At 45.3% G+C, this 17,541-nt stretch carries 20 protein-coding genes; all 20 read right to left on the minus strand.

What is annotated here, in order from left to right; all coding sequences use genetic code 11:
- Positions 1-4: 4 nt before the first annotated feature.
- The gene (locus H6570_16675) at positions 5-1,339 is read right to left on the minus strand and encodes a family 43 glycosylhydrolase (GenBank protein MCB9320920.1); all 1,335 of its coding nucleotides are present in this window, start codon (positions 1,337-1,339) and stop codon (positions 5-7) included.
- Positions 1,340-1,386: 47 nt separating this feature from the next.
- Positions 1,387-2,913: an alpha-N-arabinofuranosidase gene (locus H6570_16680; protein ID MCB9320921.1), complete on the minus strand. Its 1,527-nt coding sequence runs from the start codon at positions 2,911-2,913 to the stop codon at positions 1,387-1,389.
- A gap of 74 nt (positions 2,914-2,987) precedes the next feature.
- Positions 2,988-3,914: a hypothetical protein gene (locus tag H6570_16685; protein MCB9320922.1), complete on the minus strand. Its 927-nt coding sequence runs from the start codon at positions 3,912-3,914 to the stop codon at positions 2,988-2,990.
- Positions 3,911-4,660 carry a subclass B1 metallo-beta-lactamase gene (bla, locus tag H6570_16690; GenBank protein MCB9320923.1) on the minus strand — a complete coding sequence of 250 codons (750 nt, stop codon included), beginning with the start codon at positions 4,658-4,660 and terminating at the stop codon, positions 3,911-3,913. The genes H6570_16685 and bla overlap by 4 nt, the downstream gene beginning before the upstream one ends.
- 63 nt (positions 4,661-4,723) lie before the next feature.
- Entirely contained in the window at positions 4,724-5,119 is a 396-nt protein-coding gene (locus tag H6570_16695; protein MCB9320924.1) for a VOC family protein, read from the minus strand.
- 4 nt (positions 5,120-5,123) lie between these two features.
- Entirely contained in the window at positions 5,124-5,498 is a 375-nt protein-coding gene (locus tag H6570_16700) for a hypothetical protein (protein ID MCB9320925.1), read from the minus strand.
- Between the two features lie 257 nt (positions 5,499-5,755).
- Complete coding sequence (locus H6570_16705) at positions 5,756-6,538, minus strand: hypothetical protein (GenBank protein MCB9320926.1); 783 nt, start codon at positions 6,536-6,538, stop codon at positions 5,756-5,758.
- Positions 6,539-6,794: 256 nt separating this feature from the next.
- On the minus strand, positions 6,795-7,262 hold the full coding sequence (locus H6570_16710) for a hypothetical protein (protein ID MCB9320927.1): 468 nt from the start codon (positions 7,260-7,262) through the stop codon (positions 6,795-6,797).
- Between the two features lie 181 nt (positions 7,263-7,443).
- The gene (locus H6570_16715; GenBank protein ID MCB9320928.1) at positions 7,444-8,166 is read right to left on the minus strand and encodes a hypothetical protein; all 723 of its coding nucleotides are present in this window, start codon (positions 8,164-8,166) and stop codon (positions 7,444-7,446) included.
- 90 nt (positions 8,167-8,256) lie between these two features.
- Positions 8,257-9,009, minus strand: coding sequence for a hypothetical protein (locus H6570_16720; GenBank protein ID MCB9320929.1), 753 nt, complete (start codon positions 9,007-9,009; stop codon positions 8,257-8,259).
- Between the two features lie 3 nt (positions 9,010-9,012).
- The gene (locus H6570_16725) at positions 9,013-10,071 is read right to left on the minus strand and encodes a hypothetical protein (GenBank protein ID MCB9320930.1); all 1,059 of its coding nucleotides are present in this window, start codon (positions 10,069-10,071) and stop codon (positions 9,013-9,015) included.
- Complete coding sequence (locus H6570_16730) at positions 10,071-10,718, minus strand: hypothetical protein (protein MCB9320931.1); 648 nt, start codon at positions 10,716-10,718, stop codon at positions 10,071-10,073. The genes H6570_16725 and H6570_16730 overlap by 1 nt, the downstream gene beginning before the upstream one ends.
- Positions 10,719-10,807: 89 nt before the next feature.
- The gene (locus tag H6570_16735) at positions 10,808-11,605 is read right to left on the minus strand and encodes a hypothetical protein (protein ID MCB9320932.1); all 798 of its coding nucleotides are present in this window, start codon (positions 11,603-11,605) and stop codon (positions 10,808-10,810) included.
- Positions 11,605-12,300: a hypothetical protein gene (locus H6570_16740; GenBank protein ID MCB9320933.1), complete on the minus strand. Its 696-nt coding sequence runs from the start codon at positions 12,298-12,300 to the stop codon at positions 11,605-11,607. The genes H6570_16735 and H6570_16740 overlap by 1 nt, the downstream gene beginning before the upstream one ends.
- A 54-nt stretch (positions 12,301-12,354) precedes the next feature.
- Positions 12,355-12,753: a nuclear transport factor 2 family protein gene (locus H6570_16745; GenBank protein ID MCB9320934.1), complete on the minus strand. Its 399-nt coding sequence runs from the start codon at positions 12,751-12,753 to the stop codon at positions 12,355-12,357.
- 99 nt (positions 12,754-12,852) lie between these two features.
- A complete protein-coding gene (locus H6570_16750) occupies positions 12,853-13,377 on the minus strand; it encodes a hypothetical protein (GenBank protein ID MCB9320935.1) in 525 nt (174 codons plus the stop codon).
- 29 nt (positions 13,378-13,406) lie between these two features.
- Positions 13,407-13,580 (minus strand): DinB family protein, encoded by a 174-nt coding sequence (locus tag H6570_16755; GenBank protein MCB9320936.1) that lies wholly within the window; start codon positions 13,578-13,580, stop codon positions 13,407-13,409.
- Between the two features lie 290 nt (positions 13,581-13,870).
- The gene (gene bglX, locus H6570_16760; protein ID MCB9320937.1) at positions 13,871-16,183 is read right to left on the minus strand and encodes a beta-glucosidase BglX; all 2,313 of its coding nucleotides are present in this window, start codon (positions 16,181-16,183) and stop codon (positions 13,871-13,873) included.
- 256 nt (positions 16,184-16,439) lie between these two features.
- Positions 16,440-16,571 carry a zinc-binding dehydrogenase gene (locus H6570_16765; protein ID MCB9320938.1) on the minus strand — a complete coding sequence of 44 codons (132 nt, stop codon included), beginning with the start codon at positions 16,569-16,571 and terminating at the stop codon, positions 16,440-16,442.
- An 80-nt stretch (positions 16,572-16,651) separates the two neighbouring features.
- Positions 16,652-17,110 carry a tryptophan-rich sensory protein gene (locus H6570_16770; protein MCB9320939.1) on the minus strand — a complete coding sequence of 153 codons (459 nt, stop codon included), beginning with the start codon at positions 17,108-17,110 and terminating at the stop codon, positions 16,652-16,654.
- Between the last annotated feature and the right edge of the window lie 431 nt (positions 17,111-17,541).

Consider the following 17,541-nt stretch of genomic DNA (forward strand, 5'->3'; position numbering starts at 1 on the left):
AGCTCTATTCCTGAAATTGTATCCAATCAATTTCAATAGTATTATTTCCCGGATTTTGGATGATCAGATCATGAATCCCGGATGTTCCTGTTTTAACCGGTGCCTCTATGGTTACCAAATCTTGCCCGGCTGGCAAAGTAATCAGGCCAAGTTCCGGTCCATTTCGCTGGTCAAGGTGGATGGATATTGTTCCACCAGATTCCGATCTCCCCCTCACCCGGATGGATTGTAGGTGTTGTTTGTCAAAATCGACATCGTTGTATTGATTCCAGGCATTCGTACCGCTTAATTGGATTTTCCATCCGGCGAAGCGATTGGTGCTATCCAGAAAATCAACGCGGACACCTTGTTCGCTGATTTGGCTGTACCGATCTATTTGAATGCGGGAATTGGCCGGGGTAATGCCAACACCCCGCAAGGTAGGGGTGACTTCCTGGATGGTTCCGTCCGCATTAAAAAATAACTTGTCTATCCGAATGGAACGGTTTTTATCAAAGTCGGGCGATAAATCATTGTGATGATAAAAAAGATACCATTGGTTCTTGAATTGCACGATGGATTGGTGATTGGTCCAGCATTCCGGGGTTTCTTTCATGATGACACCCGTAACGGCAAAGGGGCCTAGCGGATTATCGGCAATTGCATATTCAAGCCTTTCCGTCTTGTTCTCGACATGGGGATAGGTCAGATAATAAATGCCGTTTCGCTCGAAAACAAAAGGACCTTCCTTTAAACCCACATCGGGCAAATTTGGAATAACCTGCGGAGGTGAATCCAACTCAAGCATATTGTCCTTTAATTTCGCGACAAATAATTCTTTCTCAGCCCAATACAGGTAAGCCTGTCCATCGTGGTCAATGAACACATTCGGGTCTATGCCTGAAACTCCGTGAATGGGTGCAGGCTCAATCACAAAAGGACCTGCCGGTTGATTTGAAATGGCGACTCCAATGGCGAATCCTTTGCCATACAACGTGTCATTTGTTCTGGCCGGGAAGTAGAAATAATATTTCCCACGATGCATAACACAGTCCGGAGCCCACATGCTGTAACTGGCGGTGTCTACCCAGGAAACCTGATCCTGGCTGACGATGACTCCGTGATCGGTCCAGTTGGTCAGGTCCGGCGAGGAAAAGACATGGTAATCCTGCATGCAAAACCATCCAACCCTGCCCCGCGTGGGGGTACATGGGATGTCGTCCGAAGGGTACACATAGACCCGGTCACCAAATACGCGGGCAGTTGGGTCTGCGGTAAATTGATCGGTGACGAATGGATTCTGACTCGACCCTGAGATCGAAAGCAATAGTGCCAGGCTTAGGGTTAGAAACAGTTTCATTTTTTATGTCGTAACTCCATGAATAAGATCGACTTTATCCATCATTATTATTTCACCTTGACGGCTATTTGACTAATTGAATGGGGAGGAAAGTTATAAGAAATTACTCCCTGACGAATGTCGACCTCAGCGATCAGTGGTTTATAACTGGATTCTTGATCGTAAACGAATGGTTCATCAAGATTATCCGCATTGATATTGGTTATCTGAGCTTTACCTGTGGTCATTCCCGAAATCAATTTTACAGCAGTCGAGATGGCACTCTCCTGGTGCCGGTTGATCACATTGATGTAGGCGGTGCCCGATTCGTCGGAATAAACTGCCGTTACATCAAGATAGGGGATACCATTAAAACGCTCGGTATTAAACGTGTCGCATGCAACAAAAGCGTCCACGGACCTTCCCCTGCAATTGTTGGAGAAGAGCTTGAATGCATAAAACAAAGGCGTCTTAAAACTGCCTTTTACCGGATCGGTCTGGATCAGGGAAGTCATGAGGGTATAATTAGCCATTTTAACCACATCGGCATGACGAATGAAGGAATTCAGGCACTGGGCTACCGGTAATACCGCTTTAAAATTGCGGCCGAAGGTACCCCATTCATCAAATGAAATGTAGATCGGATGATTGAAACGTTTCATTGCTGATACGGCATGGATGCTGGCCTGAGTCACCCTGATCTTTTCCTCAAAGTCCATGGCACTCTGGCCCATATAGTCGTAATATTCAGAGGCGTTTTCCCAGTAACGATGGATGGAAATGTATTGGATCAGGTCCCCTAATCCCTGCAGGATGGTGTTGTTCCAGTCGACCCATTTTCCGGTAGGTTCGTACCAGGAAGATCCTGAGGCCACCAGTTCAATGGAGTGATCGACAGAGCGCATCGCCTTTGCTGCCTCGCGGCCTTTCTTAACATAGTCTTCCGCATTCATATAACCCAATTCCCAGGGATAGCCATCCACTTCATTACCAAGATCCCAGATCCGGATGCCATAAGGTTGCCGGTGACCATTGCGGATGCGCAGGTCCGAGTAATAAGTCCCGTGATCGTAGTTGCAATATTCCACCCAGTACCGGGCATCATCGATGCTTCCCAGACCAAGATTGGTACAGATGATGTTTTCACTTCCGATGGATTGATTCAGTGCGATCCATTCATCCGTTCCGACATGATTGTTATCCAGGCCACCCCAGGCCAGATTGATCCGTGACGGTCTCTGATCCTTCGGGCCAATGCCATCCTGCCAGTTATAGCCCATGACAAAATTACCACCAGGCCACCGCATGTTCGTGATCCCCAGTTCCCGCATGGCGTCAATGTAATCCCTGCGAAAACCATTGGCATCGGCCAGTGGTGATTTGGGATCGTACAAATTGCCATAGAGCGTATTGAAATCAACGGTGTCCGGCAATCCCATCCGGGCCCCGTTGAAGTGGATGGGTTCCATAAAAACACCATAGATCTTTGGGTCAATGACGCCGATGGTGCGCTCAATATCAATTTTAATAGTGGCTTGCTGTGCAAATGTCTGAATGCTCAATAAACAAATGAATGCCCAAAATGTCGATTTCATGGTATTGGAAAATAAATGTTGTCGGATGATTCAAGATAGGGAATTTGTCCTTCGAAGCAGTCACAAAGGTTTCATTATTTCGCCCCGGTATAATCACTTTGTTGGAGGAATTTTTTAAAATCCTGAATAGTAAGCAGGTCGGTCACCGCTTGTTTTTTGTCGGTCATTTTCTGATAATAGGAATTGGCGATCTGGTATCCCATCCAGTAACCCAAATCCCGTGGACGGGAATTGTCTTTATTTCCATACAGCCACGGCGACCAATTGTTGCTGTTCATTTGTCCCTTAAATTCTTCCCACAAGATGGCTTCGTGTTGATCCCCATAATGGTACATCGTTGCATTGGGATGATCGCCAGTCAGTAATTCACAAATAAAATCTGCTGTACCCTCCCGGATGGATTGTGCCAGCAAGCTTTGATCGTGTACATAATTTTGCTGATAATGGATTAATTCGTGAACGACAATTAAATCCATCGCTTCCCGTGGAAGCCGGGGATTAAAATTGTCCTTTGCATCTCCAAACATTTCTGCTCCTATAATTAGCCCGCCGGAGAAGGTGGTGCCTCCCGTATTCAGAGCGCCGATCACAAAATAAACTTCAGGAAAAACAGCTTCCGGATAGATGGCTTTCAGCTTTTGAAAATAACCCAACAAAACAGGTTTATTGCCATCAATGGCCAATGAGGCAGACCGGATATTCTTGTAATAATCAAGATTTTTTTGAACGGTCTTTTTTAAATGTTTGCCACTTTGGATCCGCATCCGGATGAAACCTTTTAATCCGTCACTTCCTTTTTCAAGATAATCCTGATTAAATCGGGCGGCGCTGAATTTTGGCTGAGTTTCATCGAACACCTTCCAAAACAGGTCAATATCCTCCGTATGAATGTTAACCTGATCGGGATCACTGATCAGCACATTCTGGCCGTTTAAGGGATTGGAATAAAAAACAATGAAAATGTTTAGCAAGAAGATGGTGTAAGTCCTATTAACGGTCATGGTGTTTGAAATAGCCGGATGGTATAATCCAATAACTCTGGCCCGCCGGATTCACCATGGCCCGGGATGACCAGTTGTACCTTCGGAAATTTCTTGCGGACCATGTCAACCGATGCGGACCACGTCTCCGTGTTGGCGTCACCCAGAAATCCTTTGCTGGCATTCATGGTCTTGATAAGGCAACCGCCGAATAGTGCATTCTCATTGGGGAAGTAAGCCACAATATTGTCCCGGGTATGTCCTTCACCAGGGAAATAAAGGTATAGCCTGGCTTGTCCAACCTGTAAACTCAACGTATCGGTAAATCCATTTTCAGGAATGGCGTATTCATTCGCCCGGGCAAATTCGATGGTCTTGTTATTAGCATATGACGGGATATCCATCTCGTGAAATGCATTGAGACCACCCAGGCAATCCTCATGAAAATGCGTAGGAACCACCCCAACCAGCTTGCAATGCAAAGTCAAACCGATCCATTCGATGAGTTCATTGGAACTTTTATCATCCACCGGTGTATCCAGAACCATCGCTTCCTGGTCGTTGGCAACGATCATCCCGTTGCATTCCACTTTACCCCAGCTATCCGTTTGCAGGTAGGAGGTGTGCAGGTAGGTGTGATCGGTCAGCCGCGTGATGACCAGTTGATCGGATTGATAAACGATTTGGGGATCCCCGGATAGCTGGTGATTCATCCCGGCCTGGACCAGGAACCATCCTGCGATGAGATAACGAATGAAACTTATCATAATACGAATGTCGCTACTTGGATTGATAATTAAGTAGCTTTATTAAAATACGTTTGCGGAATCCTAAAACGATTGGGCATAAGGTTCCTCTTCTTTTGGATCGGTGCCAAAACGCAGGACATGCCCATCCGGATCGAGCACATGCATTTCATAGGCCCAGGGAAAATTCCTTGGTTCCATCCGGATCGCCACTCCTCGTTCCATCAGTTGCTGATGAAGACGATGGATGTCACCGGCAAATCCCATCCAGACCCAGGTACCCGCCTGGCCCTGAGCCCCCTGGCACAGGTAAATGCTGCAACGGTCCTTACGGACATTGGTAAATGCATGATCGCCCCATTCCGCATTGGTGAATCCCAGGATATCGACATAGAAGGCCAGGCTGCGGCTCATGTTCTCCACCCGGAGGATGGGGTTGATGTTTTCCATCCGGTATTCTAATAAAGCATTTTCCACCATATGATCATTGTGTTTTTCTATCCAATGTAGTTTGTTTATCCGTAAAGGGTAATCCATCCCCGGGGAAACTGCGGGAGGGGTGTACTTCATAAGTCAATATCTTTTCCTTAATGGCCGGATCTTCATCCATTAGCAATCGTGTTTGTTCGACATCCACATTAAATATTCCAATACCTGCAGTTTCAGTGCCATCGTTGATCGGGAACACCAGAATCAGTTGACCGGAATCACGTAATTGAAAATTGCGCCTTGCATGTTCCCAAAGGACCGTATATTGGTCAGGTATCCGATAGGCCGGACCTTTCCTGAGCACGACCGCCGTATACCCTTGCATAGAGGCAACCATTTCCTGCATGTATTCATCAGAGATCGACATCATGTTTTTTTGTGGTGAAATTAGCAGATCATTTGATCTGTTTTCATAAAGATTATTGCGAAGAAGAAGATGGGCCGTCCGTTATAAGCGCCGGTCACTTCAAATAAGGGCAGGCAAATACTTTAACAACAGGTCCATCGGATGTTGCCCACAAAAAAATGGTTTGGTATAAGTGCAAAAGAACGGGAATTGAACTTAAAGACCTGTAAAACAACATTTGATTTTTTGATGAGAATGTTTACTCCTGGAACTGCATCTGCTTAGTTTACTAATTTAGGGTATTCCTTATGGATCAAATCAATGAGTTTACTGGCCGTTTGTAATAGATTCTTATCATTGACGATCAATACACTGGCAAAATGCTTATAATTAAATAATTCATTGGTATAGTTGAAAATTTTATCCGCGTCATTTTTAATAAAAAAGTGGAATGATAAATCTGGTTTAAATGTCCAGTCGCTGGAAATCGTGAAATTATTGGCATCAACCAATTCATGCTGCAGATGGCGTAGATAAATGTATTGATCCCGGGTTGACTGTTCGATGTAATAATATTGATTATGGATCAATAAATCATAATTAACCAATTCAGTTACCACATGCTGGTTTTTTAGTAATCCGAAATTACCGGATTTCAGTTGCTGAATAGTTTCGTCGTGGTATTTTAAATCCGTAAAATCATACATCTTCCACAACAGCCGGTAAAGAGTTACTCCGTTTTCTGGATTTAAGGGCGGCTTCAGGAAATGACGTAAAGAATCTATTCCTTTGATCCGGGCTTGCCAAAAATCAATATTCTGGCGGATCGAAAGAGTGTCCTGTTTGAGGTCCTCCAGCATCGAAAGGATGTATTGTTTCTCTTTTTTTCGATCGACAAATTGTTCTCTTAAGTTATCGGAAAGAAATCCAAGGGCGACAGCTATAAAGAGCATCAGCGATTCAAGCAGGTATTTCCACCATTTTTTTGATGCGGGGTTGTCCCGATTGCTTTCGGATGCTACCTTCGGTTGTTCCTTCCGGGAGGTTTGTTTTTTATCGGGCATGGTCCGGGATCATTTGCTCGATAAAATAATGAGTTCTGTCTGGTTTTGTGGAGGGATTAACCGGTTTTTTTCCACTTAAATGGTTGAATAGATACGCGGTACGTTGAATAGGCCTATGCTTTCGAATCGTTTCCCGTCTTATCTATCCCTTATTTCATTATAAGAACCTCATGCCGAGCATGAACTGCCAAATTGTCCACGGTGGCCGGGGTGTTTTCGAAGTAATGATTGATGAAATAGCCTGATGCGGGTGATGTCATGCATTCCGCATCTGCCGAAAGAGCATGCCTGAGACCAGGAACAGAACGGCAAATAATGCATTCAGCACCAGGACGCCAGCCATTCCGGCATTTCCCCAGGAAAGGTCCGGCCAGATCATCCAGGCAACCAATGGTACGATCAGTTGGACCGCAGCGGCAGCAAATAAGGTGGTCGCCATGCCTGTTGCCTTAAACCGCGAGACCAGGGCTCCAATGAGCCCGACCAGAATCACGACGCCGTAGAGTAAATTGGCCGGTTGATTTTCCGAACCGATGATGCCCACCGCTCCATTGACCCAGAAAAGTAGAAATGCACCCAGGAGGGCCATTGCAAAGGCGACCCGGTACATCGTCTTTCCGGATTGCCGGGCAATGAGTTCATAGGCCAGGCCTGAGCCTAACAGAAAGGCGCCCATCATGACAAAATCACCGGTGGACCATTGCACTTCGTCCGTGAATTGCATGGCGATCAGTGGAATGGCCAGGATAGCAGCAACGGCAAGTACGATGGTTGCGATTCTTTTATTCGACGATGTAAGCACAGTTTGCATAGTTGTTGATAAAAGTACTTTGAAATGCAAAGTAACTAATAATTTTCAAATGATGCAAGCAGTTCACCATAGCAGCTAAAAGATCTATAAATGCCTATTTGTGATTTTGTGGCAAATCCTGCTCGATGATACGCAGCATTTTTTCGGATACACCTTTCATGTCCCGAAGCATGCCATTCATGGTTGAGAATTCGATGATGGCCATCAGAAAGCCATTTTTCGTTCGTTTGTCCTGAAAATAATCCCGGTACATCCTGTCCGTTAGTTCTGTTTTCTGGCCAATGTGATCATTAAACGAAGGGTGCAGGTCAAGCAACTCGTAAGCGGGCGAAAAGATGATGCTTTCCGAATCAAAGCGGAAGTGATCTTCCTTGGCTTTGTATTGCTGGTAGAGCCCGTCCAGGTTTAATAAAAGGGTCTTGATGCTGTCGTTGCTGATCAGGTTCAGGTTTCCGGAATAAATCAGATCCTGGAAGGTGTAGTTGTCCATGTAAAAGCGTCGCCAGTCGTAAATGCTGATGCATTGTTCATTGAACGCATGCCAATCTGTAATGGGCTCACCTTCAATGTGTTTTATAATGGTTTGCGCCGCAGTGATGTATTCCTTCTGTCGATTGATGAATCGTTCCAGCTTGCTATTATTGCTGACCAGATCCTCTTTGATTTTGAGGAGATAAACCATCTCCTGGTCATGGGTCTTGCGTGCATCGTTCCGGTTATTGACCTCCAGGGCGATGAGGATGCCGATGACTACCAGGATGATCTCTCCGGTGGCATAGAGCAGATACCGGGTTATCCGGGAATAGGATCTGGTCATCGCATTACTTGTTGACAGTTGTTGCCGTATTTTTCTAAAGTAAGCAATCATGCATCCGTTAATATAGGTTAAAATTATGGGTTGGAAGATCTAATTTATGGATGGGAAACGCTGTACTTCCCGGTTTATATAATTTAGAATTGAATTTGTTTTTTCCAGGAATTTTTCTGCCTGAGCAACCAGATTTTGATTTTGGATCATCCGGTTAACCAATGCGTTTTGGTAGTTTCGACTATTTAGCAGCTTCTCAAAATCTGAGGGAATAACCTTGACTTTGGTATCCTGCCCCAGACCGAACTCAGCGAGCGAAACATAGGACTCCAGGATCGGGCGTTGGATTTCCAACACAACCCGTTTTACATTTTCTTGCTGGGATAAAAATTTCTTTATTTCGGCGGGGTAAGCTGTTAGGAGATTTTTCAAGGTGTCATTGGAAATCAACTCCAATTTATCCGTATTAAGGATTGAGTTAAGGGTGCCTTCCACTACCGCTGTGGAGCGATAGCCGGTATAAAATAAAGTAAACTTCCTTTCGGGAGTGAGCTCGGACACTTGCATTCCGATGTAATGCAAGGATGAATCGAGGCGTTCAATTTCTTCCGGGTAAATACTTAGAGAGGTCTCCAGGGCATGTTGCGTATACCGAAAATCCTCCTGCAGGCTCACCAGTATTTTTTGTTCTTTAATGCGGTCCTTATGGTCCTCATTCCAGTTGTTGATCTGCAGGGCGATGAGGATTCCGATCACTACCAGGATGATCTCTCCCAATGCATAACCCAGGTAGCTTCGGAATTTACCGGACGAAAAAAGCCCCTGTCGTATTTTACGAAAGACTGGAATCATCGTTCAATTCTTTTCATAGAAGTTATAAGTGTCCTCACTTAAGTTGAGCACGATGTGATATTTTCCGGGCTTTACCGGTACATCATAACCATACATAACCGTATTTCCGGAGGGAAATCCCTGGCCTCCCCAGTTCTGGTTCCAGCTGTTACGGGTACGGAATTTGACGGTTCCCTCTCCCAGCTCAATATCCATTTCCCAAATGCCTTTTTGGGGATCGGTAAGTTGCATTGGGATGGATTTACTATACCCGGTAGGTAATGCGCTTCCAATGATTCCCACGTCATCATAGCGAAGCCGGATGCCCGGATAATAGTTACGTATGGCATTCAGGATGGAGCGGCCGTCTTCCTGCTGATTGGCAAAGGAAGCAATGTTGTAGCTTTGTTTCATTAATTGCATGGATCGCAGTGTAGATCTGAATGCCCTGGAATTCAATAAGGCCCGGATGGCAAGGATATTTTCCCGGGTGTAAAACGATGTATCCACTTGTCCAAAATGACCCAACGCGGAATAGGAAAACGACATGGGATATCTCGGAATGTTTGCTTCCTCCAGTATCGGGCCTACGGCTATTTGTTGCCATTGTTCATCTTTTTCATAGTCCCAAACCTGGCTGTTGATGTAGGTGGCAATTTGTTTGGCCAATTCATTTTGTTTGGGGTTGTTGGGGTTAAACTCCAGGGCAGACAAATAATAATCGGTTTCCGAGCTGAAGGATCGCGGATGGGTATCCAGGTAATACAGGATGAAAGGCAGTTGTTCGGGACGAAATCGTTCGGGTTCTGTTAAAAGCTGGTCGATCCAGTCGATCTGTTCCTGTTGAAACATCGCAAAACTCTGGACCAGATCCACATCCTCCTTGATGGAGGTATAAAGTTGTTCCAGCGTCACCAGGAACCGTTGCTCTTGTTTGCGTTTTTCGTTCCAGTTATTGATCTGCAGGGCGATCAGAATGCCGATGACCACCAGGATGATTTCCCCGATGGCATACCCTAAATATTGGCGGAGTTTGCCGGTATGAAAAAAGTACTGACGAAGTGAATGGAAAATTCTTAGCATTATTTCTGGAGCTCTAGATCGATTTCATGAATGAGATTTTCACTATAATCTATCACATTTTTACGCAATCGTATACTTTCTATGCGTAACAATTTCCAGAAGCTGAGAAAGCCATATAAATCGGTTGATTGCTGGAGTTCACGGACATTAAGCGGTTTAGCTCTTCCTAAATTTACCGGTTGTCCAACAGCAAGTTTATATTTATAACTGAATTTCGTTTGCGTCATCATCGCTGCCGCCTGTGCATAATTTTCGGACGATCGGATGATTTCTGCCAACTCACTGTAACTTATTTCAAACAGATTGATAATGCTACTGCGCAATGGTTTGGAGCGAATAAGCTCTACACCTTGTGATTTTAAGTTTTCATAACCGGAAATTTTCCAACTTGCGCTAGGCCACCATATCGCATTGTGGAAGTGAATATCCAGTGAATCATCATATTGTTTTTCTTCAAAAAACCGGTGGGAAATAATATCCACGGATCGGATGACGGCATATTCTGCATCGATTTCTTCCTGTGCTTTTTGAATATTAAATGATAGATTTTCCCGTAATTCAATTAGGATGTCGTGGCTCTTTTGGAGGTCCTTTCTGTCTTCATTCCAGTTATTGATCTGCAGGGCGATCAGGATACCGATGACCACCAGGAGGATTTCCCCACTTGCATAGGCTAGGTACCGGGTTACTTTCCCCGAATCAAGGAGTTGATGCCGAATGCGACGGATAAATCGGATCATAGTTTTTGCTCGTATTTTTCGATCTCTTTAATCAGGTTATCGGCTTCGCGTAGCATAATATCGGCACTTGTCAAATGCCAGCTGGCGACCCCTGCCAGAAATCGTAATAAACCGATCCGTTCGGGATCTTCCCGCAGCAACTGTACCGGATCATCGATAACAAACGGATCGGAATTCGAGATACCCACTTTGCGCAGTGATCTTTGCCAGTCCTGGATCCCATTATGAATGGTTTCCTGTGAAGTGATCCCAAAACGGAAATCCCAGTCCGTATAATAGGCATTCAGACTGTCTTTTAAGGATTTTGCCAGCCTGGAAAACAGGCCGGTATTTTTGAGTTCCTCCACAGTTCCAGTGTTCAGATTGCTGATTGCAATACGGTGAGTCCACAAAAATGCCAGTCCGATAAATGCCTGATTGTAACCAGTCGGCAGCGTGTCGTTCCAGATCCTGTTAGGTTCCCAGGGATAGTTGATGTGGCCATCTGGTTCCGGATGATAGGGCTTGTATCCTGCCAGACGGATAAGATATTGTCCGGAATGATAGCGAAATAAAGCAGATGTCCTGGTCATGTACATGTTGGACCGGTCGTCTGTGATGTTTTCCTTCAAATTTTGCAGATACACCTGAATGCTCTGCCGGACTTTGTGTTCTTCATTCCAGTTGTTGATCTGCAGAGCAATCAGAATACCGATGACCACCAGGACGATCTCCCCCAGGGCATAAACCAGGTATTTTCGTAAACTGCCTGACTCAATCAGCCGGTGGCGGATGTTGCGGAAAAGTTTGATCATTATTGGTTCATGTGATTTATTGTAGCATCAATACGATCGATCAGTCCCAGGCATTTGATTTTAAGCTGCAGGGCGCTTCCGATCAGATCTTTTTTCCACCCGACTTTATTACTGAGGTAATAATAAAATTCCGGTTCCTTCCACATATTCTTTAGCGTGCCAAACTGGCGAGCCAGCGGGCTGGCGCGATCGGTATAAAATGCCAGACCGACCGCTTCGATCAGGGTCGTGAAATTTTGGTAGTCGTTTTCATGCAGATCCACGATTTGAAGCCGCAGGGAATCGTCACTGATAATTTCGATGCCCCGGTTTTTTAAAGTTTCATAGGTGGATTTGGATAGAGCCAATTGCTCCAGCCAAAATAAGCCGGTTCTTAACTGCATCAACGAGTCATGATAGGGCAGGCCTTCATCCAGGTACCGGATCATCTTTTCAAGATCTTCAACTAGCCCTTTTTGTTCCTGTGCGAATCCATCTATACTCTTTACATTGAAGTTGAGATTGACGCGAAGTTCACGCAGGGTTTTTAATTCAACCTGTTTTTCCTTCCTCCCTTCATTCCAGTTATTGATCTGCAGTGCGATCAGGATGCCAATGACGACCAGGACGATTTCTCCAATAGCGTACGTAAAGTACCTGCGGACCTTTCCGGAACCAATTAATTGGCGACGAATTTGATGGATCAATCGAATCATGTCTTAAAATAAAACCTTCCCTCCGAAACTGGATCACTACCTGCCTGATAAGTATTATTCGAGAGCCACAAACAATTCCGATTTGATCAGCCAATGACCGGAGGCTTTAGTCCACATGGCGGCATAGTTTCCCCCAACAACCGGATCTTTGCCTTTTTCCGGATCGTATCCTTTCCAGGCTCCATTTTCCCAGGCCAGTCCCAAGCGCTGGTTGATCTCCACGGTTGTCGGTGTCCGGATCCAGTACATTTTGTTGTTGCCGGCAGCCAGGATGAACTTACGCAGAGCTTCTTTACCGGATAATAGCGTTCCATTGCTGACGGTGGTCAGGGCATCATCGGTTAAAAAGGAGAGCACTTTTTCGTGGTCGTAGGATTGCAGCGCTTGATTGGATGCTTCCCGGATATTCTGGATTTGTTGCCGGTCATCCTGAGCTGTAGCCCATGAAACCATCATCAGGAACAAGATCAGGCAACTCATTTTTGCAATGCCTGCTTGGTGGTGTAGGTGCATTTTGAAAGATTTTAATATGAACAGAAAATGTCTCTCGCGTCAGGTGAATTTCATGACCACACATTTCCAGATGCCTTCGGTATTTTTTTGCAATACCATGATGGCGGAGTGCTTGACATCGACAGAATATTCACCGGTGGCCAGGTCCGTAAAGGTTTCATGGTAGCGGTACAGCACATAGGCCATGTCTTTGGTAGCTTCAATACGATCTACGGTTACATCAAAAAAAGGTTTATTGTTTTGGACATATCCTTTAAGCCACCCGAGTAGCCCCTTTCCATCTCCCGGAGGCTTACCGGTGTCACCGGGCATCAATAGGTCATCGGCAAAAAAGGACATCGTCTGATTAAAAACAACGCTGTCCGATAATTTTCCGCTGTTGAAGGAGGTCCAGAATGCATCGAAAGCTTCTCTGGCTTCCTGCGCGTCGATTGCGGGCTGATCCACCTCTTGAGTTTTGTCATCGGTTTCAGACGTGCATCTGAAAAAGAAAGCTCCGGACATCAGGGTAATGATGCCCAGCAAGGATAATTTATTCCGGATCAAAATGTGAAAAGATTTCATATAATTTAACTTGAATTTGGTTCCTGAGGTTAAATTGAATTTTTGAGGTCCGCGATCTGATAGATATGCCGGTCTATATGAAACTGGATGAATTCGCGTTCTGCCAGGACCAAATGTTCAATGACCTCCTGAATGTTCCAGCGGTCAGGGTCCGGTTTTTTATTCCCTTCCGCGGTGGAAAGATTTGCAATCGATGCAATCACATCCGATCTGGATTTTTTGATGGATTCAAGTAAGTCTGTTAATTGGTTTGGCAAACAGTAATTATATTAAGTTGCTATTCAAGATAATTCTTTTAGGTCGGTAATTGGTTGAATGACTTGAAATATATTTCCCTCCGGGTCTCTTCCAGATCCGGCATTGCAAAATGTAAGATAAAAATAGTAAAGGTGTATCATTGGTGGATACGACCCATTCGAATGGTTGATAAACGGTAATTTCTTTCCAGTAACTAAGAATAACCGTAGGTGTAACAGAAGCGGAAAGTACCATTTCATTTTTGCCAACGCACCTTTGCTTCCTTAACAGTTGCTGAAGAAGTACCAATGAAAATATTGAATTCGCCTGATTCCCAATCGTAAATTAAATCCGGATTGTAAAATTTCAATGCATCAGGAGTTATGGAAAAGGTGATGAGTTTTTCTTCTCCCGGTTTTAAATAGATTTTTTGAAAGCCTTTTAATTCTTTCACCGGTCGCGATATCGAAGCCACCGGATCACCGATGTAGAGTTGTACCACTTCTTCTCCGGCTACTTTCCCAATATTGGTCAGTGTCACAGCAGCCTGAAGTATTTCATCCCCGGATAATTCCTTTTTATTCAGCCGAATTTCTCCCATGTTAAAGGTGGTATAACTCAATCCAAAACCAAATGGATACAATGGATCGTTCGGAATGTCCAGGTATTTTGAAGTGAATTTATTGTTGGCATCAAAGGGACGACCAGTGGGCAGATGGTTGTAATAAACCGGGATCTGTCCTACACTTCTGGGAAACGTCATCGTCAGTTTGCCGGCGGGGTTGTAATCGCCAAACAGGACATCGGCGATGGCCAACCCACCTTGTGTACCCGGAGCCCAGGCCTCCAGGATTGCCGGAATGTTTTCATTTTCCCAGGTTAGGGTGAGCGGACGGCCATTGATTAAAACCAAAACCACCGGCTTGCCCGTTTGTACCAAAGCTTTGAGTAGTTCACGTTGGCTTTCAGGAATGGCGATGTCGGCCCGGCTTGAAGCCTCACCCGAGAAAGCTGTTGCTTCGCCCAAAACTGCGACAATGGCGTCAGCATCGGCCGAGACCTGGAGTGCTTCATCGATGAGTTCCTGTGGAGTCCGCTTATCTTCTTCCATTTGCCCACCCATGTAGGCAGAAAAGGGGGATATCAGTGCTTGTTTCAGGTAGGGATCGTCGGTAATGTTTGCGCCTTTTGCGGTCACCACTTGTACGGAGGGACCACCTACATGCTGGATGCCCTCGGTGACCGAGGTGATGATTTCTTCATTTCGGACCATGACCCAGCATCCCAGCAGATCTGCTTTTGCATCAGCCAATGGGCCTACCACTGCGATCTTCCCTTTTTTTGGCAGCGGCAACAATTCATTTTCATTTTTCAATAAAACCAGCGAACGGGCTGCTATCTCCCGTGCAGCTTGTAAATGAGCAGCCGTGGCTACTTCGGTTTTGGAACGGTTTTCGTCGAGGTACCGGTAAGGGTCGTCAAACAGCCCCAACTTGTATTTGGCTTCGAGGACACGACGGCAGGCCAGGTCAATTTCTGCCATCGTCACCCGTCCGGCATCGAGGGATGCTTTGAGTGTTCCCAGGAATCCCAGACCCTGCATATCCATGTCAATACCCGCTTGGAGCGCCAGGGCGGACACCTCTTGGAGGTCGCCCAGGCCATGGTTGACCATTTCATTGATGGCGGTGTAGTCGGTCACCACAAAACCGTCAAAGTTCCAGCGGTTACGGAGGACATCAGTCATCAGCCATTTACTACCGGTAGCCGGAATGTAATCAATGGTATTGAATGACGACATAGCACTGCCGGCACCAGCAGTAAAAGCTGCATGGTAGGGTGGCAGGTATTCGTTAAACATCTTCAGGTGGCTCATATCTACCGTATTGTAATCGCGTCCGGCTTCAGCAGCTCCGTATAAAGCGAAGTGTTTCACACAGGCCATGATGGTGTTATTTTTCATCAGATCGTCACCTTGATACCCACGTACCATAGCTTGTGCGACCTGTGATCCCCACCAGGGATCTTCTCCCGAACCTTCAGCCACCCGGCCCCACCGTGGGTCACGTGCTATGTCCACCATTGGTGAATAGGTCCAGCAGATACCAGTTGCACTGGCCTCGGTTGCCGCGATGCGGGCACTCTTTTCGATCAGGCCCACATCCCACGTGCAGGACAGTCCCAAAGGAATAGGGAATATGGTCTGATACCCGTGGATCACATCCACTCCAATCAATAGTGGGATTTTTAGGCGGGACTGTTCAGCCCATTCCTGGGTTTGCTTGATGGAAGCAAACGAAAAACCTGCCGTAGCGCCGATTTCTCCCCGTTTGACGGCCTCGGTAAACGCTTCATCACCGCCACCGGCCAGGATGGCTCCAATGTTTCCGGATTTCAAATTGAGCTGACCCAGCTTTTCTTCCAGGGTCATCTTACCCATGAGATGGTCGATGAATGCGTCCATAGATGATGACTGTGCCAATGTGTTCAGGGCAGGAAACAACAGTAAGCAAAAGATTACCGATGGACGCAGGATGGTAGTTAGGATGGGGTGGTACGGATGCTTCATGACGGAATTTTATTAATTGAGTAAATGTACTCAGGTAAGTGCGGAAGAAGAATGAGATAAGTCATGCAAAAAGAAAAGCTTTATGGTAAGTACATAAGATTGATTATGCCGTGGCACCCATCAGCAGGATGATCTGCTCAATGTTCTGAATGATGGGAGCGACCACATCTTTCAGGTAATTTAGGATCAGTTCCAGATTTTATTGCATGTTTTTACTTTTGACATGCAGGCAATTTACCTTGTATTTCATCCCGGATTATTTTCTTATTACCCGGATTACTACATCACCTCTATTTCGAAATTGCTCTGCATAACGATGAGCTTCCTGAATTTCTTCCAGTGCGTACGTTCTGTCAATTACAGTTTGATTTACCAGGAGGAAGAAAATCTTTTATCTCTTTGCGACTTTGCATCCGGACGTGATAATTGAATTTGCTTCATGGTTCAATACTGGAAACCCGTATGCAGTTAATTGGCATAAACTGCATAAGCATTGAGGGACGTGGCAATAAGCATCCAGATGGCATAGGGCAGCAATAGTAAGGTCAGCCATTTAACGTTTGGCCAGTACTGGAACAGGAAGACTCCTACCACCACAGTCAGTATGGAAATAACGACCAAGCTCAGACCGGTTTGATGATAATGAAAAAATAGTGGATTCCAGGCCACATTCAGGATCCACTGGATTGTAAATAAAACGATCAATCCGAATTTGGTTTTAACCTGAGGCCACAGGTAGGCAAGATAAATGCTGAAGCAGATCATGATGGTGGTCCATGCAAATCCAAATACCCATCCCGACGGTGTCCAGGGTGCTTTATTGAGATTCGCGTACCATTCCGAATTGACACCCACATTGGTAAATAGCCCGCCAACACCGAGCGCGGCAAAGTTCAGGAAGAGAAATAATAAGATCCGCAACAGCATACCAGAAACTTTTCAGAAAGAAACGTGTGCTGCTGAAAAGGGTTGTATTTTGGTTCTTATTTTTGAAGCGGCAGTTAAATGATCTATCGATTTTCTGTCGGGACTGCATGATAATTAAATGCCTGATGGCGTATCTGAAAATTTCATCGCCGGAAGGAATTTGTTTTATCGGGTTTGCTCTATTATTGCATTCTTGATGGTCAATTAACCAAAATATGCGGCACCGAAGGCAGTGAAATATATCCGCTTATGCGATAAAATAACCGGACTGAAATGAAAAAGAACCCATTAGGCGTTTTGTATATTATGATTGCATTGTTTTATTGCGGAGGACTTCGTTGTCAAGAGTCACCAAAAGTGCTTTCCCTCAGATAACGCGATTCAGGGATAGAAATGGCGGAATTTAACATACAAGAAATCCATTTTCTGAA

The organism is Lewinellaceae bacterium (genome assembly GCA_020636135.1).
Taxonomy (GTDB): Bacteria; Bacteroidota; Bacteroidia; order Chitinophagales; family Saprospiraceae; genus JAGQXC01.